General features: G+C 37.6%; 21 protein-coding genes. 6 read left to right on the forward strand and 15 right to left on the reverse strand.

Features of this window, described 5'->3' with window-relative positions; all coding sequences use genetic code 11:
• Positions 1 to 212: 212 nt before the first annotated feature.
• The 11 genes from hypF to PK1910_RS04080 form a co-directional block, all read right to left on the reverse strand.
• Entirely contained in the window at positions 213 to 2,492 is a 2,280-nt protein-coding gene (hypF, locus tag PK1910_RS04030) for a carbamoyltransferase HypF (protein ID WP_058948416.1), read from the reverse strand.
• 35 nt (positions 2,493 to 2,527) lie between these two features.
• Entirely contained in the window at positions 2,528 to 3,937 is a 1,410-nt protein-coding gene (gene scfB, locus PK1910_RS04035) for a thioether cross-link-forming SCIFF peptide maturase (protein WP_004697254.1), read from the reverse strand.
• Between the two features lie 166 nt (positions 3,938 to 4,103).
• Positions 4,104 to 4,247, reverse strand: a complete 144-nt coding sequence (scfA, locus tag PK1910_RS04040; protein ID WP_004693318.1) for a six-cysteine ranthipeptide SCIFF — start codon at positions 4,245 to 4,247, stop codon at positions 4,104 to 4,106.
• Positions 4,248 to 4,347: 100 nt separating this feature from the next.
• Positions 4,348 to 5,109 (reverse strand): ECF transporter S component, encoded by a 762-nt coding sequence (locus PK1910_RS04045; RefSeq protein ID WP_012864151.1) that lies wholly within the window; start codon positions 5,107 to 5,109, stop codon positions 4,348 to 4,350.
• A gap of 49 nt (positions 5,110 to 5,158) precedes the next feature.
• Entirely contained in the window at positions 5,159 to 6,001 is an 843-nt protein-coding gene (locus tag PK1910_RS04050; RefSeq protein WP_058948415.1) for a hypothetical protein, read from the reverse strand.
• Entirely contained in the window at positions 5,994 to 6,398 is a 405-nt protein-coding gene (locus tag PK1910_RS04055; protein WP_058948414.1) for a hypothetical protein, read from the reverse strand. The genes PK1910_RS04050 and PK1910_RS04055 overlap by 8 nt, the downstream gene beginning before the upstream one ends.
• 115 nt (positions 6,399 to 6,513) lie before the next feature.
• Positions 6,514 to 8,652 carry a heavy metal translocating P-type ATPase gene (locus PK1910_RS04060; protein WP_058948413.1) on the reverse strand — a complete coding sequence of 713 codons (2,139 nt, stop codon included), beginning with the start codon at positions 8,650 to 8,652 and terminating at the stop codon, positions 6,514 to 6,516.
• 14 nt (positions 8,653 to 8,666) lie between these two features.
• Complete coding sequence (locus PK1910_RS04065; RefSeq protein ID WP_004693303.1) at positions 8,667 to 8,927, reverse strand: DUF6110 family protein; 261 nt, start codon at positions 8,925 to 8,927, stop codon at positions 8,667 to 8,669.
• A gap of 103 nt (positions 8,928 to 9,030) precedes the next feature.
• Positions 9,031 to 9,237 (reverse strand): FeoB-associated Cys-rich membrane protein, encoded by a 207-nt coding sequence (locus PK1910_RS04070; protein WP_004693301.1) that lies wholly within the window; start codon positions 9,235 to 9,237, stop codon positions 9,031 to 9,033.
• A gap of 232 nt (positions 9,238 to 9,469) precedes the next feature.
• Positions 9,470 to 11,839, reverse strand: a complete 2,370-nt coding sequence (feoB, locus tag PK1910_RS04075) for a ferrous iron transport protein B (RefSeq protein ID WP_058948412.1) — start codon at positions 11,837 to 11,839, stop codon at positions 9,470 to 9,472.
• A 9-nt stretch (positions 11,840 to 11,848) separates the two neighbouring features.
• Positions 11,849 to 12,082 carry a FeoA family protein gene (locus tag PK1910_RS04080; RefSeq protein ID WP_004693295.1) on the reverse strand — a complete coding sequence of 78 codons (234 nt, stop codon included), beginning with the start codon at positions 12,080 to 12,082 and terminating at the stop codon, positions 11,849 to 11,851.
• A 539-nt stretch (positions 12,083 to 12,621) separates the two neighbouring features.
• Here PK1910_RS04080 and PK1910_RS04085 point away from each other — a divergent pair.
• The gene (locus tag PK1910_RS04085; RefSeq protein WP_004693294.1) at positions 12,622 to 13,920 is read left to right on the forward strand and encodes a DEAD/DEAH box helicase; all 1,299 of its coding nucleotides are present in this window, start codon (positions 12,622 to 12,624) and stop codon (positions 13,918 to 13,920) included.
• 126 nt (positions 13,921 to 14,046) lie between these two features.
• Here the strand turns inward: PK1910_RS04085 and PK1910_RS04090 are convergent, their stop codons facing one another.
• Positions 14,047 to 16,368 carry a DNA topoisomerase 3 gene (locus tag PK1910_RS04090; RefSeq protein ID WP_058948411.1) on the reverse strand — a complete coding sequence of 774 codons (2,322 nt, stop codon included), beginning with the start codon at positions 16,366 to 16,368 and terminating at the stop codon, positions 14,047 to 14,049.
• Positions 16,369 to 16,546: 178 nt separating this feature from the next.
• Between PK1910_RS04090 and PK1910_RS04095 the strand changes: the two genes are divergently transcribed.
• Positions 16,547 to 18,142, forward strand: coding sequence for a peptide chain release factor 3 (locus tag PK1910_RS04095; protein ID WP_058948410.1), 1,596 nt, complete (start codon positions 16,547 to 16,549; stop codon positions 18,140 to 18,142).
• A gap of 444 nt (positions 18,143 to 18,586) precedes the next feature.
• Positions 18,587 to 19,834, forward strand: coding sequence for a sodium/glutamate symporter (locus PK1910_RS04100; protein WP_058948409.1), 1,248 nt, complete (start codon positions 18,587 to 18,589; stop codon positions 19,832 to 19,834).
• Positions 19,835 to 19,924: 90 nt separating this feature from the next.
• On the opposite strand, the gene rsmA is transcribed toward PK1910_RS04100, so the two are convergent.
• Together rsmA and rnmV are read right to left on the reverse strand one after the other, a co-directional pair.
• Complete coding sequence (gene rsmA / locus PK1910_RS04105) at positions 19,925 to 20,779, reverse strand: 16S rRNA (adenine(1518)-N(6)/adenine(1519)-N(6))-dimethyltransferase RsmA (protein WP_004697159.1); 855 nt, start codon at positions 20,777 to 20,779, stop codon at positions 19,925 to 19,927.
• 13 nt (positions 20,780 to 20,792) lie between these two features.
• A complete protein-coding gene (gene rnmV / locus PK1910_RS04110) occupies positions 20,793 to 21,320 on the reverse strand; it encodes a ribonuclease M5 (RefSeq protein ID WP_004697202.1) in 528 nt (175 codons plus the stop codon).
• Positions 21,321 to 21,426: 106 nt separating this feature from the next.
• Between rnmV and PK1910_RS04115 the strand changes: the two genes are divergently transcribed.
• From PK1910_RS04115 to msrB, 3 genes are all read left to right on the forward strand, one after another.
• Positions 21,427 to 22,365 (forward strand): LysR family transcriptional regulator, encoded by a 939-nt coding sequence (locus PK1910_RS04115; protein WP_004697127.1) that lies wholly within the window; start codon positions 21,427 to 21,429, stop codon positions 22,363 to 22,365.
• A 253-nt stretch (positions 22,366 to 22,618) separates the two neighbouring features.
• The gene (locus PK1910_RS04120; RefSeq protein WP_058948408.1) at positions 22,619 to 23,740 is read left to right on the forward strand and encodes a 5-methyltetrahydropteroyltriglutamate--homocysteine S-methyltransferase; all 1,122 of its coding nucleotides are present in this window, start codon (positions 22,619 to 22,621) and stop codon (positions 23,738 to 23,740) included.
• Positions 23,741 to 24,679, forward strand: a complete 939-nt coding sequence (gene msrB, locus PK1910_RS04125; RefSeq protein WP_058948407.1) for a peptide-methionine (R)-S-oxide reductase MsrB — start codon at positions 23,741 to 23,743, stop codon at positions 24,677 to 24,679.
• 122 nt (positions 24,680 to 24,801) lie between these two features.
• Here the strand turns inward: msrB and PK1910_RS04130 are convergent, their stop codons facing one another.
• Positions 24,802 to 25,779 carry a 3D domain-containing protein gene (locus PK1910_RS04130; RefSeq protein WP_004693280.1) on the reverse strand — a complete coding sequence of 326 codons (978 nt, stop codon included), beginning with the start codon at positions 25,777 to 25,779 and terminating at the stop codon, positions 24,802 to 24,804.
• Positions 25,780 to 26,030: the final 251 nt, after the last annotated feature.

The raw sequence follows: 26,030 nt of genomic DNA on the forward strand, positions 1-26,030 counted from the left end.
TTTATAACAAGTTTTATATACATTTACTTCAATAAAACAGCTCCGAAATATATGAATAAAATTAATATTATTGTATCACAGTTACACTCATTATTTAGTGATAGTAGCCACAAACAACTAGAACTTAAACTAGCTATGGCACTCACATAGATTAAACAATATTCAAAACATTACTAAATAAATTTGTCTAAGAATAAGAGCTATATGACAATTTATAATTGATTTCCTAACCACAGTTGTCCTAAAGCAAGTCCACCATCATTAGAGGGAACCGCTTCATTCATATATAAATTACCTATATGCCACGTCTTATATATAAATTCTAATAGTTTACGATTTTGAAATACACCACCAGACATGGCTGCATCACTAATATTATATCGCTCCATCAAGTCTGCAGCCGTTTCGCATAGTGCGATTGCCATTGTTTTATGAAATGAAGCGGCTAAATGAGCTCGACATTCACCACGAACAACGCCATCCATAATAGATTGAATTGTAGGTGTAAAATCAAGAATATGTCCGTCATAATTGTAAGCAAGTAGTGATCCTTTTTCATCACCACATAGAGTTTCTAAGGAAATGGCAATTTGTGCATCATAACTATGCACCATACCAAGACCTAATAAAGCACCTACAGTATCAAATAATCGCCCACAGCTTGTAGCTTGAATCATGGGCATCGTAGATTGTAATGCTTTATCTAAAATTTCCCATCCCTTTGGAAGTTCTTTCATCCATTCTTGATATACAAAAGGGATATCATCGCCATAATAATTACGAATATACCATAAGGCTTGTCGCCAAGGTTCAGAAACAGCCTTTTCTCCACCAGGCAATGGAGCCGCATGAATATGTGCCAATCTCTGATATTGATTGCCTTTACAAAGGAGGAATTCTCCCCCCCATATAGTCCCATCTGGTCCATAGCCAGTACCATCCATAGCAATTCCTAGTACCAGCCCCCTTAAATTGTGTTCTGCCATAACAGAGGCTATATGAGCATGATGATGCTGAACAGGTACAACAGAAAGATGGAGACTTTCACCTATTCTTTCACCTAACCGAGAAGAGAAAAACTGGGGATGACTATCTATAATAATCTTTTCTGGTTGTATAGAAAATAAATTTTTATATCGCTCAATGGTCCATTCTAAGGTTTTATGAGTAGATGCATTCTCTAAATCTCCAATATGGGGTCCTACAAGAGCTTCACTACCTTTATTCACAGCAAACGCATTTTTCAAATCACTGCCCATAGCTAATATCGAAGTTTGTTCTAAACAGTCACAATGAATTGGCTCAGGTACATAGCCACGACTGCGACGAATAAATCGAGGTTTATTATTGATGACCACCACCACAGAATCATCAAGAGGAGCATAGATTTCACGATTATGAACGAGGAAATAGTCTGCTACCTCACCTAGTTCATTAAACGCTTGGTCGTCATTATATAATACGGAATCACCACTTCTGTTACCACTGGTCATAACCCAGGCTGCATCAGAGGGCAATAACACCTCATGCATTGGTGAATAAGGCAACATCACACCCAACATATGATTGTCAGGTGCAACGTGAGGACTTAACCGAACAGAACTATTATGATTCCTTTCTAATAACACAATAGGACGTTCCATCCCCGTTAATACATCTAGTTCTACATCGTTAATATGTACTAACTCAATCGCCATATCTAGAGATCCCACCATTATTGCTAATGGTTTATGCGGTCTATTCTTCCGCTTACGTAATCGTTGTACAGCAGCGTCATTTCTAGCATCGCAAACAAGATGATACCCTCCTACACCTTTTATGGCGATAATATTACCTTCATTGATCAATTCCCGCGTAGTATTCCATACATTTACCGTATCTACAGCCGTGCGATTTGGCTTGTATAAAGTATACCAAGGCCCACAATAAGTACATGCATTTGGTTCAGCTCTATAACGACGCCCCTCTATATCTTCATATTCAGCCTTACAATCTTCACACATGGGGAACTCATTCATCGTCGTCCGTTCTCGATCATAGGGCAAAGATTTGATTATCGTATACCTTGGTCCGCAATTTGTACAATTGATGAAAGGATATTCCTTTCTACGTTTATCTTGTTGTAACTCTTTAAGGCAATCATTACAAGGCGCAGTATCAGCACTAATAAAGGTACTCATGGATTCACCTAAAGGGGATGCCTGCACAACAAAATCACTTTCATGCATATTAAGTGTAAGATGCTGTACAGTTTGACTAGTAATACGACATAAACGAGGTTGCTCCTCTTGAACAGCATCTAAAAATAACTGCAATTCACCTAGAAAACCTTGAACTTCAACATACACGCCTTGACTATCATTATATACAAAACCTGTTAATCCTAGAGAATGGGCCAACATAGAAACAAGGGGTCGGAATCCGACCCCTTGAACTATACCGGTATAGCGAATTCCCCAGCGTTCTGTAGTTTGATTACTATTTTGTTTCATATAAACTCCTACTATACTCGGAGAATCAAGTGTAATTAACCTAATGCAACAGGAATACTGCCATCAATACCAGCTTGTTCTAATTCAGCTTGAATCATGATAGCACATTCAATACGTTTCTTCTGTAAACGACAACCAAATTCATAAGGTGTCTCTAGATCGCCACCCAATGTAATGTTGTTAGCATGACAGCCACCGGAACAGAAGAATTTCGCCCAACATTCAGCACAAATTGGCTTAGAGAATACATGTGTATTACGGAAATCTTTAGGAATCTCTGTATTTTGTAAACCATCATACACATTACCAAGCACGTATCCATCTTTGCCTACAAATTGATGGCATGGATAAATATCACCATTTGGTACAATCGCCATATATTCATGACCTGCCCCACAACCTCGAAGGCGTTTCGCCATACATGGCCCACGATATAAATCCATGCGGAAGTGGAAGAAGTTAAACTTCTCACCCCAGCCTTCTAACTGGCGTTGTAAATAAATATCTGCTAGTTTTTCATATTCTTTCTCTAAAGCTGGCCAATCTTCTTCACGAAGTACATAGTCCCCTTCTTCACCGACAACAGGCTCCATGGACAAATGCTCAAAGCCGAGATCAGACATTGCCATAACGTCTTTAGTAAAGTCTAAGTTTTTATGTGTATACGTACCACGTACATAGTATTCAAGACCGTGACGCTGTTTTACAGCATTGACAAGATTCTTTGCAATATATTTATAGGATTCAGCACCACTACCCGCTACAGGTCGCATCGCATTATGAACGGATTCACGACCATCCAAAGATAATACAAGACTCATCTTATGCTCATTCACATAATCAATTTTATCTTGTGTTAAAAGCATACCATTCGTGGTCAATGTAAGTTTGAAGATTTTGTTGTGCTTTTCTTGAATGGATTCAATGTATTCAACCGTTTGCTTAACAACATCCCAGTTCAACAATGGCTCACCACCGAAAAAGTCAATTTCACAATGTTGGCGAGGTCCACTCATTTTAATAAGAAAGTCCACAGCTCGTTTTGCTACATCAAAGCTCATCAATTCTCGTTTAACACCGCCGTAATCACCTTGACTAGCAAAGCAATATTTGCATGCTAAGTTACAATCATGAGCAATATTTAAGCATAATGCCTTAACAATAGGTTTCTCACCTACTACAAGTTTAAACTCTTTACTCATCGGTGCAAATAATTGCTCCGCTTTGATGAGCTCATCTAACTCGTCCATAATCTCATCTAGTTCTACTGCATCTTCTTTAGCATCTAACGCAGCATGTACAGCATCGCGATTAGTGCCATCATATATGTCAAGAACTCTATCGATGAGTTCGTCGATAACATGGATAATACCGCTATTTACGTCTAAGCAGTAATAGTTATCCTTCATCCGAAACTTATGGATCATTGGTTTTAATTCTAACATGGTACCTCCAATTGATTTGTATGGTAAAAGCTCTAGTATATAGAACTTTCTAGATAATTGTACCACATTTCCACACTAAACGTTATAAAAAGAGTCATAAAGATATACTATACAATGTATGTCTTTAAAACATAAATAAAAAAGGCCCGCTAAGCGAGCCTCTTCATTATTTTTGTTTGCAAACTTGGTTACCAACTGTGCAGCTTGTTTTACAAGCGGATTGGCAAGATGTTTGACATTCCCCACAACCGCCAGTTTTAGCAGTTTTTTGTAAGGATTCAGTGTTGATAGTACGAATACGTTTAGCCATGATTATCCTCCTCAATACTTATCGAATGATATTTATTTTATCATATTTATAAAAAGCCTGTAAAATACTATTTCGTTATATTTTCGTCTACAACTTCAGCTTATTTGGTTTCTACCACTTCAGTTTCTCCTAATTGATGGTCTGTAACTTTTGCGTCTCGCATAGCTTCACCTTTAGTTTTCTTAGGAGCATCCTTACGCAATACTTTTCGTAAAGCCATTGCCACTGGTGTTACAATTACAGCAGCAAAAACTGCTTCTGGAATACCATGTGTAACAGACAAGAATACAATAGAGCCTAATACTTGATCTGGACTAAGATTCATTTTAAGAGCAAACATATCTGCATAGAGTAAGAAGATTAATCCCATAACCATGATCGTATGAAATACAGTCCCCATAAAAGCAGAAACAATAATACGCGGACCTTGCGGTGCTTTCCACAATAATAGATATACCAAATATGCTAATACTGGGAAAAGTATACGCGGTAATACGGAAATGATTGGATTAATAAATAGTGGGGATAAAATATTAGGAGCTGTAATATTTTGCCACAAACTATAGCAACCAAAGATAAAGCCAACAAAGGCCCCCACTTTTGGTCCTTCTACAATAGCACCAATTAGAGTTGGTACATGTAAAGTTGTTACATTTAGCGGTCCTAATGGAATAATACCATAACCAGAAAGCCCTAATGCAATAGTGATACCTGCTAGTAGACCAATAATTGTCAATTCTCGAATCGTAATGCCACTTTTCTTCTCTTTTTTGGCCTCTTTACGTTCAACTTGCTTCAGTTTTTCATTGTCGTGGATTGATACAGTTGAGTTATCATCCAATGGACGTTCAATGTTGTTCATAGATCCTCCTTCGCTCTCATTCCTTACGGATATAAGTCGAAACTAGAAATTAAATACGTTCACGGCGTCGTGAAATAATACCACGCTCTACCAATGCACCTATAATCACTGCGCCACCGGTCATACCAGCTTCTAATAAAGTTGGAGTTACAAACACTAGTGGATTACCTTGGTACGTTGGAAAAACGGTGGGAACTAAAGATAAAATAAATTCTGGAATATAACCACCATACAAGATATGGGCGTTCATAGCAAGCCATATGCCTGCAGTAATAATGATACGAAACAAACGTACACCCTTATATGCTAAATCTCTTGGATACAAATAGAATACAAAGACCAATAAAGAAACTAATAATAATACAAGTTCAGCAAATAATATATTTACATTCATGGATGATGCATACATAAAATATACCATCGGATCTTGTAAATCTATATATAAGATTGAAGCAATATACAAGAACGGAATCGGTATAGTATAGGCAATTATATCTAACGCTTCATCAATCATTCCCCATCGATGAGTACGATTGAAATACTTTGTGGCTAACAAACCACATAACTCAATAAGAACTTGAACGATAAAATATATTACAAACAAAAGTAACGCTTTTGCTAATCCATTATCTACATTAAAGCTAAATGGTGTATGAAGAAACGAAAATACCGTCCACCAAGCCCAACTATAAGCATGATACCCCATGCTTAGCGGTAAATCATCGTTAAACTTGGCATTCTTTAGTCGTCGCACCATAATTGGTATGACTAGCGACAAAACTGGAAACACTAAAATGGATAATGATAGTGCCCCACTTAATGAAAGTACTGTTGTAATAGCACTTACAAAAAGTGAACAAATTAACGTAAATAGCCAAAAACTTTTATTCATTATAGCCTCCCACTAATCGAGTTAAGCCATAAGCTATAAGCAAGCTAAATGTGACACTTAAATACATAGCTAATAAAAAGGCTATATCACGACCTACTGTTGGCCATCCCCATAACATGGATAAATCAACACCTAAAAAAATACCTTTATAGCTGATACCATGAACGACAACCCAACTCACTACATAAGCAATGCGACTTATAGATTTACCATCATCAAAGGTACTGCTTTTAAATGATAAATAGGCCCAAGGCATACATAAGGATAACAACAAATACCATACTAGTGCTACGGTCGCACTCGATCCATTATGAATCATATATGCAATAATGGGGATTACCACAATAAATAGATTCAAATAGAAGGAACGTTTACAAATATCTATCAAAATGTTCATATAAATCTCCTACAATATGTAATCTCCTTGTATTTTACAATAATCATAGATAAATGTCATCAAAAAAGAAAAACCTCCATACAGGTAAATCAATACCTATATGGAGGTTCTTTGATTAAGCTACTACAGAATCAGCTGTTACATCAATTGTAGGAACAGTTTCCTTTGGTTCATCTTTTTTCAACAATGGGGTCATGCTTTCAAGCCCTATTCCCAATGTGAATAGGTTATGCAACCATGCTGTTTGGCTTGGCGGCATAATACCGAGTACGCCACCACCTACAAGAGCACCATTGAAACCAACGATACCATTGTAATTTGCTTTGATACGTTTCATCAATGCAATAGAAATGCGGCGCAAATCTACAAGAGCTTGTAGATGGTCGGAAGAAATAGTAACATTAGCAATCTTTTGAGCGATTGGAGCGCCTTCATTCATAGCGATACCAACATGAGCTTCAGAAATTGCCGGGGAGTCATTGATACCGTCCCCTACCATCATAACAGTATAGCCTTCAGCTTTAGCTTGTTTTACATAACTTGCTTTATCTTCTGGCAATACTTCTGCATGCACTTCATCAATACCAAGTTCATCAGCTACACGTTGTGCATTACGCTTAGAGTCACCAGTCATCATAACAACCTTTTTAATGCCTAATGCATGCAAATCAGCTATAACTTGTTTTGCCTCTTCACGTACAGGGTCTTTAATGCAAATAACCGCTGCTAATGTACCACCAATAGCGAGGTAAATATGTGAAGATGTATTTGGTAAACTATTGAATTTTTCTTGTTCATCAGCAGGAATCTTTGTCTTTTCATCATCAAAGATGTAATGAGCACTACCAATGCGTACACGATAGCGGCCAACCTTAGATGCAATACCATGAGCCACAACGTATTCTACGTCAGAGTGCATTTCCTTGTGAGGTAATGCATGATCCTTAGCAGCACGTACAATTGCTTTTGCCATGGAATGAGGGAAATGCTCCTCAATACATGCAGCTAATTTCAACATTTCATCTGCATCATGACCGTTAAATGGAATAATTTGTTCAAACTCAGGTTCAGCTTTAGTAAGAGTGCCTGTTTTATCAAATACAATCATATCTGCTTGTGCAATTTGTTCTAGGAACTTACCACCTTTAACAGTGATACCGCGTTTAGATGCTTCTTGCATAGCGGAAAGTACTGCTAAAGGAATAGATAATTTTAATGCACAAGAGAAGTCAACCATTACGAAAGACAATGCTTTCATCACATTGCGAGTCAACAAGTATGTTAAACCAGCGCCAATGAAGCTAATTGGAACTAATTTATCTGCCATGCGATATGCTTGTTGTTCCATACCAGATTTCATTTGTTCAGACTCTTCAATAAGGTTGACGATTTTTTCGTAACGAGATGATTTAGATGTACTACGTACTTCTACAATAGCTTTACCGTCTTCAACAACAGTACCAGCATATACAGAAGTATCCTTGTCACGGCGAACCGCTTCTGGTTCCCCTGTCATGGAGCTTTCATTAACAAGAACAACACCATCGATTACAGTGCCATCCAAAGGAATTACTTCACCTTGACGAATGATAATTTGATCACCAGCTACAACCTCGTTAACAGGTTTGCTTACCTCAATATCATCCACCAATACCCATACTTTATCTACGTTCAAGGACATGCTTTGAGCGAGATTCAATACGGATTTACGGTGAGTCCATTCTTCTAAGATATCACCAATACCAAGTAAGTACATTACGGCACTTGCTGTAGGATAATCTTTTTGAAGTAATGCAGCACCAATAGCTACACCATCAAGTACTTCTACAGTTAACTTACGTTGCCACAATGTTTTAATCGCTTTACCGATAAATTTAATCCCATCAAACCATGCCCATGCAGCCGCAATTGGTGCAGGTAACACTGCTTTTTTACCTAAGTAAACTGCTGTGCGGTTAATCATCATTTCACGGTATTTTTTATTTACCAAGCGTGGAGAGTATTCGTTCAAAGCTGGTGCTTCGGACAAATCTAAATCGCGTAGACCAAGTACTGCATCACGCACAGCATCAGAATCACCATTATGTTTAATGGCGATTTGACTGCTACGAGTGTAGAAGGTTACATCTACAATTGCATCATTAAGGAGCAATGTATCCTCTACATAAGCAGCTTCTGCTTCTGTAAAGCGATGCCCAGATACCTTAACGTGTAAGCGATTTCTGAGTTTTCGTACAACAGAAAATTGTAACATAGTTAAATCCTCAATTATTTGTTTTCTTCAAAGATTTCTTCGTTGCGTGCTTCGTTGATTTCTTGAGCTTCTGCCAATACATCAGATGCAGATGCTTGTACTTTTTCAGCAGTTTCTAATACAGTTTCTTTAGCGCGAAGGCCAGCTGCCAAGATACCAGCGTATACTTTTTTTGCGTCTTTAGAAGTTAATACTTTAAGACCTACAGTACCCAATGCAAGACCTGCTGCGAATAAATTAGCGTTTTTAAGATTGTTTTGGTTGAAGTTGAACATGATAATATTCCTTTCTACTAAATATATAAAAATTTACTTACTATATTTGAAAAGAGGAGCCCATTATAGAGACCCCTCTTTCAAATTCAGAATTCGTATTAGCTTACTTAGCGGTACGTTTAATGCCTAGTGCTTTATTGGAACCATCACAGCTACAGCTACCACCGCAACCAGAAGATTTTTTAGAGCCAGAATTGGAGCCACCGCTACCACAGCCGCAGCCACCCTTACCAGACACTTGTTTATAAATTTTTGTACCAAGATAAGCCAATGCTAATATCACTATGAGTCCTATAACAAGATTATCCATTATAATTCCTTCTTTCTCAATATCCACCAACTTATCATAAATTGATATGTGATAAATGAGTTAAAAGCAATATATTTGGATATTTCCCTTTTCTCATTATCATTTAACCATAAATAATGATAATTGGCAAGAATTATTTTAAATTTTTTCTATAATTAAATTACATCATGTCAATACAATTTAGTTCTAGGTATCTAAGGAATGTAAATCATAGTGATTAGCTACGCTTTAATTAGAAACCTAATGCTAAACCGATGTTATAGAAAATAAAGCATGCAATCCATGCGAAAGCATTTTCATAGAAGAACATGAATAACATCCATTTCCAAGAACCAGTTTCGCGTCTAATGACTGCTAGTGCTGCGATACATGGAGGGTAAATCAAGATGAATAGCATTAATGTTAATGCAACCAATGGTGTAAAGTCTGGATCATTTTGTAAGTAATCAGTCAATGCTTGAGGGTGAAGTGTATCGCCACCTACTGCATAAATTGTACCCAATGTAGATACAACAACTTCTTTAGCCGCTAAACCAGCCACAAGAGATACACCGATTTTCCAGTCAAAGCCTAATGGTTTAAGAACTGGGTTGATTGCTTTACCGAACATAGCAGCATAGGATTGTTCCAATTTTTCAGAATTTTGTTCTTGGTCAATTTTTTGATTTTCATCATCTAAATTAACGCTATTTTTGTACATAGACCATGCTACTGGGAATAATTGTTCATTTTGTTCTTTAATGTCATTGAACAATTCAGGTGCTTCGGAATCATCTTCTACTTCGATTTCAGGAGCATCTTCTCCAGCATCCTCTGCTTGTGTAGTGGCATCTGCTACAGTAGATTTCATATTATCAACAATTTCATTTACTTGATCTTTTTGTTCATCTGTAGTGATACCAAAATGAGCCAAAGTTTCAGCATCTTTCATTTCATATGTTTGAGCTACTTGATCATGCAATGCATCATAATCTTTGGAGTATTCCACATCCATTGGATATGTTGTGATGAACCATACGAGGATGGAAGCAGCAAGGATGAAAGTACCTGCTTTTTTTAGGTACATAATACCACGTTCAAACATATGAGTTAATGTAGCTTTTAAAGTTGGTAAATGATATGGAGGCAATTCCATTACGAATGGTTCTGCTTCGCCAGCAAATAAATATTTGCGGAAAATTTTAGCAAATACGATACCAAATACAATACCTAATGCATACACACCAAATACTACAGTACCAGCCCATTCAGGAGGGAAAAATGCTGCTGCAAACAAAGTATAAACAGGTAAGCGTGCAGAACAACTCATGAATGGAGTAATTAAGATTGTTACCATACGATCTTTGTAGTTATCAAGGATACGTGCACCCATTACGGATGGTACGGAACAACCAAAACCTAATAATAAAGGAATAAACGATTTACCATGTAAACCACAAGCGCGCATTACACGGTCAATAACGAAGGCAGCACGTGCCATATACCCTGTATCTTCCAAGAAAGAGATACCAAGGAATAATAATAGAATTAATGGTACGAAGGATAATACAGCACCTACACCGGCGATGATACCATCAGAAATAAGTGATTGTAACTGACCTTCTGGAATAACTGTTACTACCCATGCCTGTAATGCAGTAAAGCCATCTGTAATCCAAGTTTGAGGAATAGCACCTACAGTATTTACGAAGTTAAATAGTAACCACATTACAACCATAAAAATTGGCAAACCAAGAATACGGTGAGTTAAAATTTTATCATAACGGTCAGAACGCGTTTCTAATTGTGTAGGAGCCTGTGTTAAACATGTATTATATACTTCTACTGCGAAGCGGTGACGATATTCTTGGAATACTACATCAAGATCAACTTGATTCTTAATTTCTTCACGAATTGCTTCCGCTTTTTGAATAACTGCTTCTGTATTATCAAAGCGCATAACTTTGCCAATAACGTCAGCATCTTTTTCTAGCAACTTAACAGCAATCCAACGGAGTGGATATGTAACAGTACCAGCTTCTTTTAGCAAGTCTACAAGCTCAGCAATTTTGCCTTCTAGTAAATCACCATAGTTAATTGTTACACCAGGAGCTTTTTTAGAAGCAGCTACGCTAACTGTTGCTTCTAACAACTCTTTTGTACCAATGTTTGTACGACCTACTGTGTTAACAATTGTAGCCCCTGTCATTTCTGCCATTTTTTTTAGGTCGTATTTGATGCCCATTTCTTCCGCAACATCGGACATATTTAAGGCAATAACCATAGGTTTTTCTAATTCTAATAGTTGAGCCGCTAAATACAAGTTACGTTCCAAGTTAGATGCATCAAGAACATTAACGATTACATCTGGGTTATCATTTACAATAACATTACGCGCCACCAACTCATCCAAGGAGCGTGCAGTTAAGCTATATGTACCTGGTAAGTCAATAAACAATAACTCTTGGCCATCAAAATTCGTATGGCCTTCCTTTTTTTCTACTGTAACACCTGGATAGTTACCAACGTGTTGCTTCGCTCCTGTGATATTGTTAAACATTGTAGTTTTACCACAGTTAGGGTTACCTGCTAAGGCAATGCGAATTTGCCCATTTTCTGCCATTTGAACCTCCTATTGAACATCTACATCAATCATGCCAGCTTCACTTGTACGAAGTGCTAATTCAAAGTTTTTTACTTTGACTTCCACCGGATCACCCAAAGGGGCAAACTTCATAACATGGATTTTTGTACCATGTACGAGACCCATGTCGATTAGACGATGCTTAACATTGCCACTGCCATGTAGTGCAACAATAAGACCAGACTCACCTGGCTTCATGTCTTTCAACTTTTTGATAGCCATACGACACCTCCTAATTATTGTACCTAACAACCTCATATTAACCACACAAAATAATAATGCGTATTAATATCTTAAATTATTATATCAAATCAAGCATTAATTTCAACAATTATTATCATTTTTATGGTTTATTTTTATCTCATATCTATATTTTATTATCATATTTAATATGAGATTATTTATATGATTATCTAATAAAATACTGAATACTAGCTGAAATTTAATATTTCATGGCTATATATTTAGATACAGTAATCAATAAACACTACAAAGATTATCATTTACAAATGCTAACACATTCTCAATTAACAGTTTATAAATAGTTTAAATGTAGTTATTTTAATGTTTTCATTTCTCATTTCACTTAATTATATCAATATTTTTCTATATATTATCAAAAAAATATATTCGAAAGTACTATAATATTTTTTTGAGTCTAGAATATATTAAGACTATAAATCTTCCAAGTTCAATTCATTTGCCCCTAGTATGTGCATACTGTATAATTAATATAATATGTATTATAGAAAGGACAATCCATGAAATCTTTTAAATCTTTAGGTGTTTGTGATGAGCTCATCATAGCCCTACAAAAACAAGGTATCAAGGAGCCCACGCCAATTCAAGAACAATCCATTCCTGTCGTCTTTAAAGGGAATGATGTCATAGCAAAAGCTCAAACAGGCACGGGGAAGACACTAGCCTTCTTACTGCCAATTTTACAACGTGTACATACTGATGTTCATCAAGAACAAGTGCTTATCATTGCACCTACACGGGAACTAATTAAACAAATTTCCGACGAAGCGAAGGAACTAGGTTCTATTTTAAATGTAGATATCCTCCCTCTCATCGGTGGTAAAACTATTGAAGCCCAACTACAGCAACTGGGACGTCGTCCTCAAGTTATTCTAGGTACACCTGGTCGATTATTAGATCACGCAAAACGCGGTTCCCTACATTTAGATTGTATTCGCCGTGTTGTACTAGACGAAGCAGACCAAATGTTGCATATGGGTTTCTTACCAGATATTGAAAATCTCATTAGCCAAACAGACGCTAATAGGCAACTGTTGCTATTCTCTGCAACAATTCCAGATAAAATCCGAAATCTCGCAAAGGCATACATGTCTAAACCTATTTCTGTAACAGCAGAAGGCAAACATATCACGCTCGAATCAATTGATCAACGAGTGTATATGATGAATCCTGAAGAAAAAACACAACGTCTCATCAAAATGATTGAAGATGACAATCCATTCTTAGCAATTGTATTCTGTAATAAACGGGAAGGTGCCATTCGTTTATCCTACGAGTTAACCGCAGCAGGGCTTAATATTGCAGAAATGCACGGTGACTTGACACAAGGTCGTCGCACACAAATTCTACGAGACTTTGCAAAAGCGAAAACACAAATCTTAGTAGCTACCGATATTGCGGCTCGCGGTATCGACATTGAAGGTATCACACATGTATATAATTACGACGTACCTCACGATGTAGATTACTATATCCATCGAATTGGACGTACAGGTCGTGCTGGTAACTCAGGTATTGCTGTAACATTTGCAACTCCACAGGATGAGGCTTGGTTAAGACGTATTGAACGAGCTATTCAAGCTACGCTTACAAAATATACAAAAGATGGTCAGATTAAGACTAAGGGCAACGCCAGTACTGCTCCGAAACGCACAAAATCAGCTAGTAAACCTAAGGTTACAAGCACTTACCAATCAACTAAGGCTAAAGCTCACAAGGCACGAGGTCACAAAGGCTCAAATACACGCCAACGCCGCGCGTCTACGTCTCAGACTGGGCGTCGTGGCAAACGCAGATAAAATTCAGCTTAATATCCTAAACTAAATGAAGAAATTTTTCTTCTACAAAAGCAGTTTTAAACAAAAAAGACGCGTACAGCTTAGCTGTGCGCGTCTTTTTATTATTTACAATAAAAATAATCATTTCTAAGTAATGTTAGATTTGTTAACATAAATACTCGGTACCCCATCTACATCAGAACATTGGGTCTTACATTGAGATCGATTACTACAAATCCAGTTTGTTCGACCTCTCACCTCTTGTTTCACAAAGTAACCTACTTTACATCTAGGGCATTTATATTGTTTATCTTCATCAGATACTTCAATATTATCTTCAATACTAGAAACATCCCCTTCTACTGGCTGAGTATGTTTACAAGTAGGATAATTTGTACAGCCTAAAAAGGCACCAAATTTACCATTCCGCTGTTGCAAACGGCCCTTTTTACACTTAGGACATACAGGTAAGGAAGACAAGTCTACGCTTTCACTATCCATAGGGCGCTTACGATTTTGACTCGTTATAGTTCGTACCACATTTGGCATCATTTGATCAGAGTTTATTACTTTATCAAAATCAAGTTTATCAATTAATAATTGTAAAAACTTAATTTGATCCGCTAAGAAGGAATCTAACGTATCCGCTCCTTCGCTCATAAGTGCTAAGCGTTCTTCCCAAACAGCTGTTTCATCAGGATAAAGCAGCTCTTCTGGCAGAGCATCTACTAAGAGATATCCCGTTTCCGTTGGAGATAAGACTTGCTTCTTCCCTGACGTTTTCATAAAGCCTCGACTGATAAGCTCATCAATTATGTTTGCCCGCGTTGCTTCTGTACCAATACCAGATACAGCCTTTAATTGTTTTTTCAAATCTTCATTTTTTACGAATTTATGAATTTCCTTCATCGCTTGTAGTAATGTGGAGGGCGTAAAACGGGATGGTGGCTTTGTTTGTTTAGCCTCTACAGAAGAATCCGTATATAAAACAGTATCGTTCTTTTTAACTGCTGGCAAGTGGTCCGTTTCTTCAATAATCTCTTTTTTAGGGTCTGATTCAGCCCCACGCTCATCGGTTAGATCGGGCTCGTCATTGTCCGTCGTAGATTTAGACTTATGTCGTTTATAAAGCAATTTCCATCCTTCTTCGATAACTACACGACCATTAGCTACAAACTCTTCCTTACATTGTTCTACTACAATTTTAGTTTGCTCGTAAATATGCTCCCCATAAAATTGAGCAATATAAGCTTGACTGATGAGGGAATAAATATTTCGCTCCTCTTGGGACAAACTATTTATATTGCAAGCCACCGTTGTAGGAATAATAGCATGATGGGCGGTAATTTTCTTTTCATTCCAAGCACGGCTCTTAATAGAACGATCTGCATCGGCAGCCCACTGTGCTAATCTCTCATCACCTGCATTTTGTAGATTGTTGAGGATTGCATTGCGATCATCATATTGATTGGGTGGTAAATATTCACAATCAGAACGTGGATAGGTAGTTAATTTCTTTTCGTATAATTTTTGCGCTGTATCAAGTACAGTCTGTGGATCATAAGAAAAGGCTTTACCTGCCAATACTTGTAAGGATGATAAGGATAAAGGCAATCGTTGTACATCTTTTTTCTTAGACTTTGTAACACCTTTAATAAAACCGTCTGGTCCAGCTTGTAAACGTTCTACTAATTCATCAGCAATAGCTTTATTAATGAGTCGTCCATCTGGGTCAAGCCCCTTTTGTTCGTCTGTAGGCTGCCAAGTGGCCCAAAACACCCCATTAGGATGGTTATATAATACCTTTACAGTAAAATAGTCTACTGGTTTAAATGCAGCTAATTCTCGTTCTCTACGTACAACAAGAGCTAACGTTGGTGTCTTTACACGACCAATTGGCAATGTTACCTTATTACCTTTATAACGTTCAGATAATGTATATGCCCGAGATAAATTCATCCCAATGAGCCAGTCTGCCCGTGCTCTTGCCAATGCAGATTGATATAGATTGTGAAAGTCCTTGTTATCTCTCAAATCATCAAGTGCAGAACGAATGGATTTTTCATCGAGGGCATTTAATAGAATACGCTGTACTGGTTTTGTATTACCTACATAGTACAAAACTTCATCAACTAAGAGTTGCCCTTCCCGATCCGGGTCACCTGCGTTGACGATGACATCAGCTTTGTCGATAAGGTCTTTTACAATCTCAAACTGTTGACGGCTGCTATCTGTGACAAGCAATTTCCACTCAGCTGGCACGATAGGCAAATCTTGAGGACGCCAACGGATATATTTATCATCGTAATCTCCGGGCTCAGCCTGATGCAGTACATGACCTACTACCCAGGTCACCACATCGTCACCCTGGATAAAATAGCCATTCCGCTTTTCGATATTCTTATTTTCTGGTAAGCATTTACTGATTTCGCGAGCCATGGATGGCTTTTCTGCAATAAATAACCGCATGGTTCCCCTCCTTAACCTGAAGATAACGGCCAACCCCAAGCCGTTCTATGAAATCTCATTATACTACAATTTAGTGGTCATAACTAGAAAAATCATGTATAATTTTTACGATATATAGACTGTGAAAGTAGAGCCTAAAGATTTATCTGCTTTCACAACATATTAATAGAGGTGAATCATGACATTTTTAGAAGAGGTACAACGTCGTCGTACGTTTGCAATCATATCTCACCCGGATGCGGGTAAAACAACATTAACGGAAAAATTACTATTATATGGTGGTGCTATTCACTTAGCAGGCTCCGTAAAGTCTCGTAAAACTGCAAAACACGCCGTATCCGACTGGATGGAAATCGAGAAACAACGTGGTATCTCTGTAACGAGTTCCGTATTGCAATTTGACTACGATGGTTGTCGCGTAAACATCCTTGATACTCCTGGTCACCAAGACTTCTCTGAAGATACATACCGTACATTGATGGCTGCTGATAGTGCTGTCATGCTTATTGACGTAGCAAAAGGCGTAGAGGCCCAAACAAAGAAGCTATTTGCTGTATCAAAAGAACGCGGTATTCCTATTTTTACATTTGTAAACAAAATTGACCATTTCGGTCGCAGCCCATTCGATCTAATGGAAGAAATCGAAAATGTTCTCGGTATTCGTACGTGTCCTATGAACTGGCCTATCGGTATTAATGGCGAATACAAAGGCGTATACGATAGAGAACACGAAACTATAGAGCTCTTTGCAAAAGACGAAACTCATGGTCAAGAAAAACTTGCATCCGAAAAAGGGGCATTAACGGATCCTCGTATGAAAGAGTTATTAGGTGACGATGTATACCAAGCATTGCTTGACGATATTGAGTTGCTCGATGTTGCTGGCGATCCATTCGATTTTGATAAGGTTCGTGCTGGTGAATTAACGCCTATGTTTTTCGGTTCTGCTATGACGAACTTTGGGGTAAAACCATTCTTAGAAAAATTCTTAGAACTAGCTCCATCCCCTGCTCCACGACAAGCGGTAGAGGAAATGGTACAGCCTACTAGCGAAGACTTCTCTGCTCTAGTATTCAAAATTCAAGCAAATATGGATCCTAATCATCATGACCGTATCGTATTTATGCGTATCTGCTCTGGTAAATTCGAAAAAGGTATGTCTGTATTACATCGCCAATCTAATAAAACAATCCGCCTATCTCAGCCTCAACAATTTTTGGCTACGGAACGTACCATCGTAGAAGATGCATACCCTGGCGATATTATTGGTGTCTTTGATGCCGGTACTATGGGCGTAGGAGATACGCTTTGTGCACAAAAGCATAAAGTAACCTTTGGCGACTTCCCTGTCTTCCCTCCTGAGTTTTTTGCTCGTGTATCCCCAAAAGATACTATGAAACGTAAGCAATTCCAAAAGGGTATGACTCAATTGGCTCAAGAAGGGGCTGTTCAAATCTTTGAACAACCAGGTGCCCTTGATTCCTTCGTGGTCGGTGCCGTAGGTATGCTTCAATTTGAAGTTCTTGAGTACCGCCTCAAAAATGAATATGGCGTTGATTTATTAAATCATACATTGCCATATGGTGTAGCCCGTTGGATTGATGGCGAAGTTGATATTGCAGCCTTAAAAGGTATAGATAATGCGATGATTGTAAAAGATAATCGGGATCGCACCGTAGTTCTTATCTCTAACGAATGGCAAATGGGTTGGGTTCAAGAGCGTAATCCGGATGTAACATTCTTAACAACCCCTAAATTACACCATGAGCTATAACTTCTAATTAGCTTATTGCTAGGTATATATATTTTAGTTATATCTTAACATGCATTTATAGAACGAATTTATCGCATTTATAATTTAGAGCCTTACGAAATAACATAAAAATATTAAATTTTAAAACTGGAGTATATTTTATATAATTATAAATATAAAAAATATATTCCAGTTTATTTTTTTATAACAAGAAGGAAAATCACAGATTTAAGTCGAATACATATAGTATGATTATGTACATAAGTAATATATACTATTACTTTTCTATATTTATATGTATAATCATAAAAATAGCTTTATTAATATTATTGTTTTTTTGTGTTATTATGAGTGTTTAAAGATAAAAATGTAAACTTTTTATACGTTATATATTCTATAGTATTTTTTGACCATTCATGATACCATAAAATTCAGTTTTATTTTTTATTTTAAAGGAGTGATTTTATGCCACTTATTGACTTAGCCCTAGTCAACAATGTATGGACCTTAAAACTGTCCATGATTCAAACTGTAGGTCTTGCTGTAATTACCTTATTCATCGGTACTTGGATCAATAAGCATTCCAAGTTCTTACAACGTATGTGTATGCCTGCACCAGCCGTAGGCGCTCTTCCATTTGCATTTTTAACTGCTATTTTGTCTTATTATAAAATCTTAAACATTACCTTTGAAGGTTCCTTGCAAACATTTCTAATGCTTGCCTTCTTTACCACTATCGGTTTAATGGCATCCTTAAAAGTCCTCAAAAAGGGTGGTATCTTCATTATTTTCTTCTTCTTAGCATGTGCAGTGTGGATTGTAGTACAAAATACTGCAGGTATTATGATTGCTAAAGCATTAGGAATTGAGCCAATTATTGGCATCATGGCTGGTTCTGTATCTATGATTGGTGGCCTTGGTACAGCTGGTGCCTTCGGTCCATATTACGAACAATTACTTGGTATCCCTGGTACCGCTTCCGCAGCAGTTGCAGCTGCAACATTTGGCATGGTAGCTGGTACAATCCTCGGTGCGCCTGTAGGTGAACGCATTATTAAAATGCATAAAGTTAAAACCCCTTATGAAAATCCTGAGCTAATGGAGGATGAAGGCATCGATATGATCGAAGATCACGTTGAAAGTGGTGGCAAACAGTTCAACTCTCAAGATCTTTTAACAATTTGTATGTGGATTGGCCTTGCATTAGGCATCGGTACCATCGTAAGTGCTGGATTATCTGTTCTTACTCCACTACCTGCATATATTGGCGCTATGATTTGTGCAGCAGTAATTCGTAACTTTGGTGATTTTACTAAAGCATACAAAATCAACGATGCAGCTCTTGATGCAGTATCTAATGTAGCATTATCCTTATTCGTAACAATGGCTATCAACAGCTTGAAATTAGTTCAATTAATTGATCTTGCTTTACCACTCATTACAATCTTAGTTGTACAAATGGCACTTATCTGTGTATTTGCATACCTTATTTACTTCCTCTTTGGTCGCAACTACGATGCAGTTATGCTTGGTGCCGGAGCTATCGGTTTCGGATTAGGTGCTACACCAAACGCATTAGTTAACATGTTATCCTTAGCAAGTAAACACGGCCCATCTCCTCGTGCTTGGCTCGTAGTTTCCTTAGTAGGTGCATTCTTAATTGACTTTGCGAATGCTTTCCTCATTACAACCATGGCTGGCATTCTTTACTAACTAAAAAGGACCCATTCGGGTCCTTTTTTCATGAAAAAGAGCTTACTGGAATGATATTTTATCAGTCCAATAAGCTCTTTATGTATTATACTATTTGATTAAAGCTGCCCATGCGTTGGCTACATCGGCAAATTCTTGAAGTGTAAAGGTCTCACCTCTTCGTTGACCATCAATATTTGCTTTTGCTAATAACTCTTCAATTCTATCTCTTGTTAAACCCGTTGTCTTCATCGTATTAGAGAATGTTTTACGGCGTTGCGCAAAACCAGCTTTCACAACGCGAAAAAATAGTTTCTCATCAATCACATCTACAGGTGGTTTATCACGCAATACGCAACGGATAACAGAACTTGTCACCGCTGGAGCTGGCAAGAAAGATTTAGGCGGTACATCAAGAACAATATCTGGTTCCGTATAATACTGAACAGCAACAGATAATGCGCCATAGTCCTTTGTACCGGGCTTTGCTATCATCCGTAAGGCCACCTCTTTTTGCACCATCACAACTAGACGTTCAATAGGTAGTTTACTTTCCAACAAAGACATAATAATAGGTGTTGTAATATAGTATGGCAAATTGGCAACCACTTTAAATGGTTTATGATTCATAATCGTTGGCACATCAAGCTTTAACACATCACCATGAATGATACGTACATTGTCATAAGATGCCAATGTCGTATCTAGTACCTCCAATAAGCGACGATCTAGCTCGATAGCCGTTACATCTGCCCCACTTTGAGCTAAACCTTGTGTCAAGGTACCAATACCAGGGCCGACCTCTAGAACAGGTTCTCCCACGGTTAATTCCGCAGCATGTACAATTTCATCGACTATACCTCGCTTAATAAGGAAGTTTTGTCCTAGCTTTTTGCTCATTTTAATATCAAAGCGCTTACATATATAATGCACAACCTCTGGGCTTGCAATTACTGATTCTAACATCTTAACTCCTATTTTAACAATTTACTGCCTCTTCATAAGCATCTCGGGTTATACCATAATGATTTAAACGGTATAAAAATTGCTTTCCATTACCGTATCCAATACCTAATTTAGCACCAATAACCGCTCGACGAGCTGCACTATCAGGCATACCAGACAGTCCGTGACGCACTAAGTCCACCATAGTAAATTCGTTGGATGATTCTAAAGACTCTACGTGTAATGTAGATAAAGCCTTTCTGATTGACTCAGGAGAGGCTTGTTCTATGCCAATATCATCATTTGCAAACGCTTCGTCACGAGGCACAAAAGCATGTTGTGCATTAGGGAATTTTTTAGTTAAAACGCGTCGGATTCGCTCCCCTGCTGTATCAGGATCAGTTAATATAATAATGCCACGTTTCTCATAGGCAACGCGAATCATATCGATAACACCTCTTCTGAGGGTAAATCCTTCTGTAGCAATGCAATCAGCATCTACAGCTTGAGCGATACGTTGTATATCAGATTTTCCTTCTACGACAATGACTTGTTTTAACATATATCCCCCTTTTATTTTATTAATACATTGTAACATATATATAACATTGCTTAAATACTTATAATCGAGTAGTATTAATAGTGTAATATATAAAAGGAGGCCAATTATGACCTTACAACAATTAAAGTATGTCACAACAATTGCCAATATAGGCAGTATTAGTGAGGCAGCCAAGAGATTATTTGTGTCTCAACCGAGTCTCACCAAGGCTATTAAAGAACTAGAGAAAGAAATGGGTATTACCATTTTCGATCGTACTAATAAAGGAATTACCGTATCTAAAGAAGGGGAACGCTTTCTCGGCTATGCGCGCCAAGTGTTAGAACAAGCAGCCCTTTTAGAGGAGCAATATAAGAGCCAAAGCGGTGGTAAAAAACAATTTTCTGTGTCTACTCAACATTACTCCTTTGCAGTCAATGCCTTTGTAGAGCTTTTAAAAGGCGCTGAAATCGATCAATATGATGTATCCTTACGAGAAACACAAACCTATGAAATTATCGATGACGTAGCTCATATGAAGAGTGAAATTGGTTTGCTCTATTATAATGATTTCAACCGTCCTGTATTAGAAAAATTAATTCATACTAACGAATTAACCTTTACTGAATTATTTACGGCCCATCCTCATATCTTTATTGGTAAAACGCATCCATTAGCCCATAAAGAGGTAGTCTCTATGGACGAATTAGAGGAATATCCATATATTTCCTTTGAGCAAGGCGATCACAACTCCTTCTACTTCTCTGAAGAAATCTTCAGTACCGTAGTGCGCCCAAAACATATCCGTGTTCGCGATAGAGCATCTTTATTTAGCCTATTACTTGGCCTTGATGGATACACTGTATCTAGTGGTGTAATCGATAAAGAGGTAAATGGTGAAAATATCATTTCTGTTCCACTTGCCGAAGAAGGTTTAATGCACATTGGCTACATTACTAATAATAAAATGCAACGTAGCCGTTTAGGTCAAGAATATATCCACGCCCTAGAACAATACGTTAGTAATTACGGTAGACATATTCAATTACCGGAAAACAAAAAATAATTATATATCATATTATTTATAGAGCGATACAACACTATTGTTCAATTTAGATGTATCAGATAATCCATAAAGAAGGCACTCTCTATTTTAGAGAGTGCCTTCTTGGGTATAACTTAAAGCATAAAATCACTCATAGACATAACTTTAAACTATACACAACTTAAACATATTGATATTTTTATATATAATCATACTTAGCTATAATTAACCTATCAAAATTATCGGTTTAATCGTTTATATAAGGAGGATTATTATGTCCAAACATACAGCACCATTCCACTTTGATATCGTAGGTTCCTTCCTACGCCCAGCAGAATTAAAAGAAGCACGTGAAGCTTTTAATAAGGGAAATATTACTCGAGAAGAATTAACAGCCGTTGAAGATCGTCTTATTACAGACCTCATTCAAAAACAGAAAGCAGCTGGCCTACCAGTGATTACAGATGGCGAATTCCGTCGTGCCTATTGGCATCTAGACTTCATGTGGGGCTTTAATGGCGTAAAAGAAATTGAACTTGAACACGGTTACAAATTCGTCGGTCAAGAAACAGCGCCAGGTTCCCTCGCCCTTACTGGCAAAATTACGGGAACAAACCACCCATTCGTTGAACATTTCAAATTTGTAAAACAATTTGAAGACGAAAATACTACGGCGCGTCAAACGATTCCTGCTCCCTCTCAGTTTTTGGCAGAGTTATTCCGTGAAGACAATGGTATTACAACACGTTCCTTCTATCCAGATTTAGAAGAATTGATTCAAGATATTGCTGCCGCTTATCGCCAAGTAATTAAAGACCTCTACGATGCAGGTTGCCGCAATATTCAATTTGATGATTGTACTTGGGGTATGTGTTGTGACCATGCTTATTGGACAGGTCGTCAAAAGGATAAAAGTGTAACCATTGAAGGAGAAACTGCTAAATATTTACGTTTGAATAACTTGGCACTCGAAGGTCGTCCTAAAGATTTAGCATTTACTACACATGTATGTCGTGGTAACTATAACTCTACATGGGCCGCTAGTGGTGGATACGAACCTATTGCACCTATTCTATTTGCTAAAGAAAATGTAGACGCTTATTACTTAGAATTTGATGATGATCGCTCTGGAGGTTTTGAGCCATTGCGTGAAGTTTCTCCTAATAAGAAAGTTGTATTAGGCCTTATCACATCTAAACGCCCTGAGTTAGAAGATAAAGAAGTCATCAAAGAACGTATCAAAGAAGCAACAAAATATATTCCACTTGAAAGACTTTGCTTATCCCCTCAATGTGGCTTTGCATCCTGTGAAATCGGCAATCAATTGACCGAAGAAGAACAATGGGCTAAACTCGCATTAGTCAAAGAAATAGCTCATGAAGTTTGGGGTGATTAAATGAATGAACATACTATATATTTAGGCGGTGGTTGCTTCTGGGGCCTTCAAGGGTATATCAGAAAGATCTCCGGTGTCCTTTCTACCGAAGTAGGCTATGCCAATGGTCCTACAGAAAATCCAAGTTATGAAGATGTATGCCACAACAGTGGGCACGTAGAAGCGCTCAAGGTCATTTACGATGCTGATATACTATCTTTAGATCACTTAATTCAATATTTTCTACGTGCTATTGATCCCTTTAGTGTCAATAAACAAGGTGGTGACGTAGGCATTCAATATCGTACGGGTATTTATTATACTGATCCAACCGATAAAGCCGTTATTGAAAGTACCTTAGCACGTGCTCAAGCCTTTGAAGGCAAACCATTTGCTATCGAAGTATTACCTTTAGAGAACTACTACTCTGCTGAGGAATACCATCAAGATTACTTAGACAAAAATCCTAATGGCTATTGTCACATTCCATTGGGTCTATCTGATGAACCACTCATCGATGATAATGCATATGCTAAACCTTCCCAGGAAGATTTAAAGGCTTTAGCGCCACAAGAATTTGAAGTAACTCAAAACTCTGCTACAGATGCGCCTTTCAGCCATGAACTAACAGATGAGTTTAAAGCGGGTCTCTATGTAGATATCACCACTGGAGAGCCACTATTTGTATCAGCCCATAAATTCGATTCTCATTGTGGCTGGCCTAGCTTTACTAAACCAATAGCTAAAGATGTTATCAAGTATTACCAAGATAACTCACATGGTATGAATCGCATAGAAGTTCGTAGCCGCATCGGTAATGCTCATTTAGGTCATGTATTTGAAGATGGTCCTAATGGCTCTCTTCGCTACTGTATCAATGGATCATCTTTACGATTTATCCCTAAAGATGAATTAAAAGGTACAAAGTACGAATATCTAATTCCATATATTGAAGACTAAAAAAGGACGCCTTAATCATAAGGCGTCCTTCTACTATATCTATTATAATTGAATATTACTGAGCTAAGTAGGTCCAATAAAAAGAGAATATATCTTATAGATATACGCTCTAAATCATCATATTAGTCCAAAACGTACACTGTAACGTCTTGGCGACCAAAGTCCATAGCCTCCCCATAAGAGTCCATTACAAGGTCGATTTTGTTACCTACTATAGCACCACCTGTATCGGCAGCAATAGCTTCACCGTAACCAGGAATAAATAAACGTGTACCCAATGGAATAACATCTGGGTCTACTGCGGCAATGCCACGTACTGCAGGTAGACCCGTAGCGGTAATACCAGCACCATCACCATCGCCAGCAAGATAAGCAGATGCTTCCATTACGATAGCGCGAGATGCACGTCCTGCTACATTACGAGATGTAGTCACCTCACGAGTGCCCTCTTTAATAATTGTAGGTACCATTGCACGTTGTGTTACTTTAGATACATCATTAGTTTTAATAACTGTACCATTACTATATAGTGTTTCACGTTGTACTCGTTCTAAGCCAGGTTGACCAACTTGAACAACCTCTTCTTCGCCCTTAGCCATAGTATCATCTTTTTGACGAACCACTTCAACAGCAACTTCTTGATCTACTGTAGATAGAGAGCGGCTTGTTACTTGAGCAATTGTTATACGTGTACCACTTAAAACAGATCCATTTTCATCGCCCACTACTACATAGTTAGGTGCTTTGAAACCAAGCTCATTAGCAACACCTTGAGCAGTTGTTTCTGTAGTGAATACAGCTCTTGTTTTACCATTTACAGTTACATAAACTGGAATAGCACGAACAACCGTTAAGGTTGTTCCATTTTGAACTGTAGATGAACTAGAAATAACTTTATCATTTGGATTTAACTTAACCCCAGCATCGCGTACAATGCCTTCGTTAGAATTTAAATGCGTTCTAACAGTGTGTGCTGCACCATCTACCATAACGGTAACGGTTTTATCATTATAAGAAAAACCGGTCATGGTTACAGCTGTTACAATCAATCCGGCAACAACAGACGAAATATATCGCTTGTGTGTCTTATGAATTCTCATGTTGTAATCCCTCCTGTAATGGTATTATTCTACTACAGATAGATACAACCTGTCAAACACCATAAGTTAACAATAAGACGAAACCCTTTATAAATACTGAATTCGTAATAGATTGTATTTTGTATTTTTTAATAAAAGTCCACTGTATGCGTACATATCTATATTTTTAAATACTATACAATATATTCCGAATTGTGTACATATATACAACACTAATACCACATATAGTATATACAGATTTTTTATTACTA

It is taken from the genome of Veillonella parvula (assembly GCF_036456085.1).
Lineage (GTDB): Bacteria > Bacillota > Negativicutes > Veillonellales > Veillonellaceae > Veillonella > Veillonella parvula_E.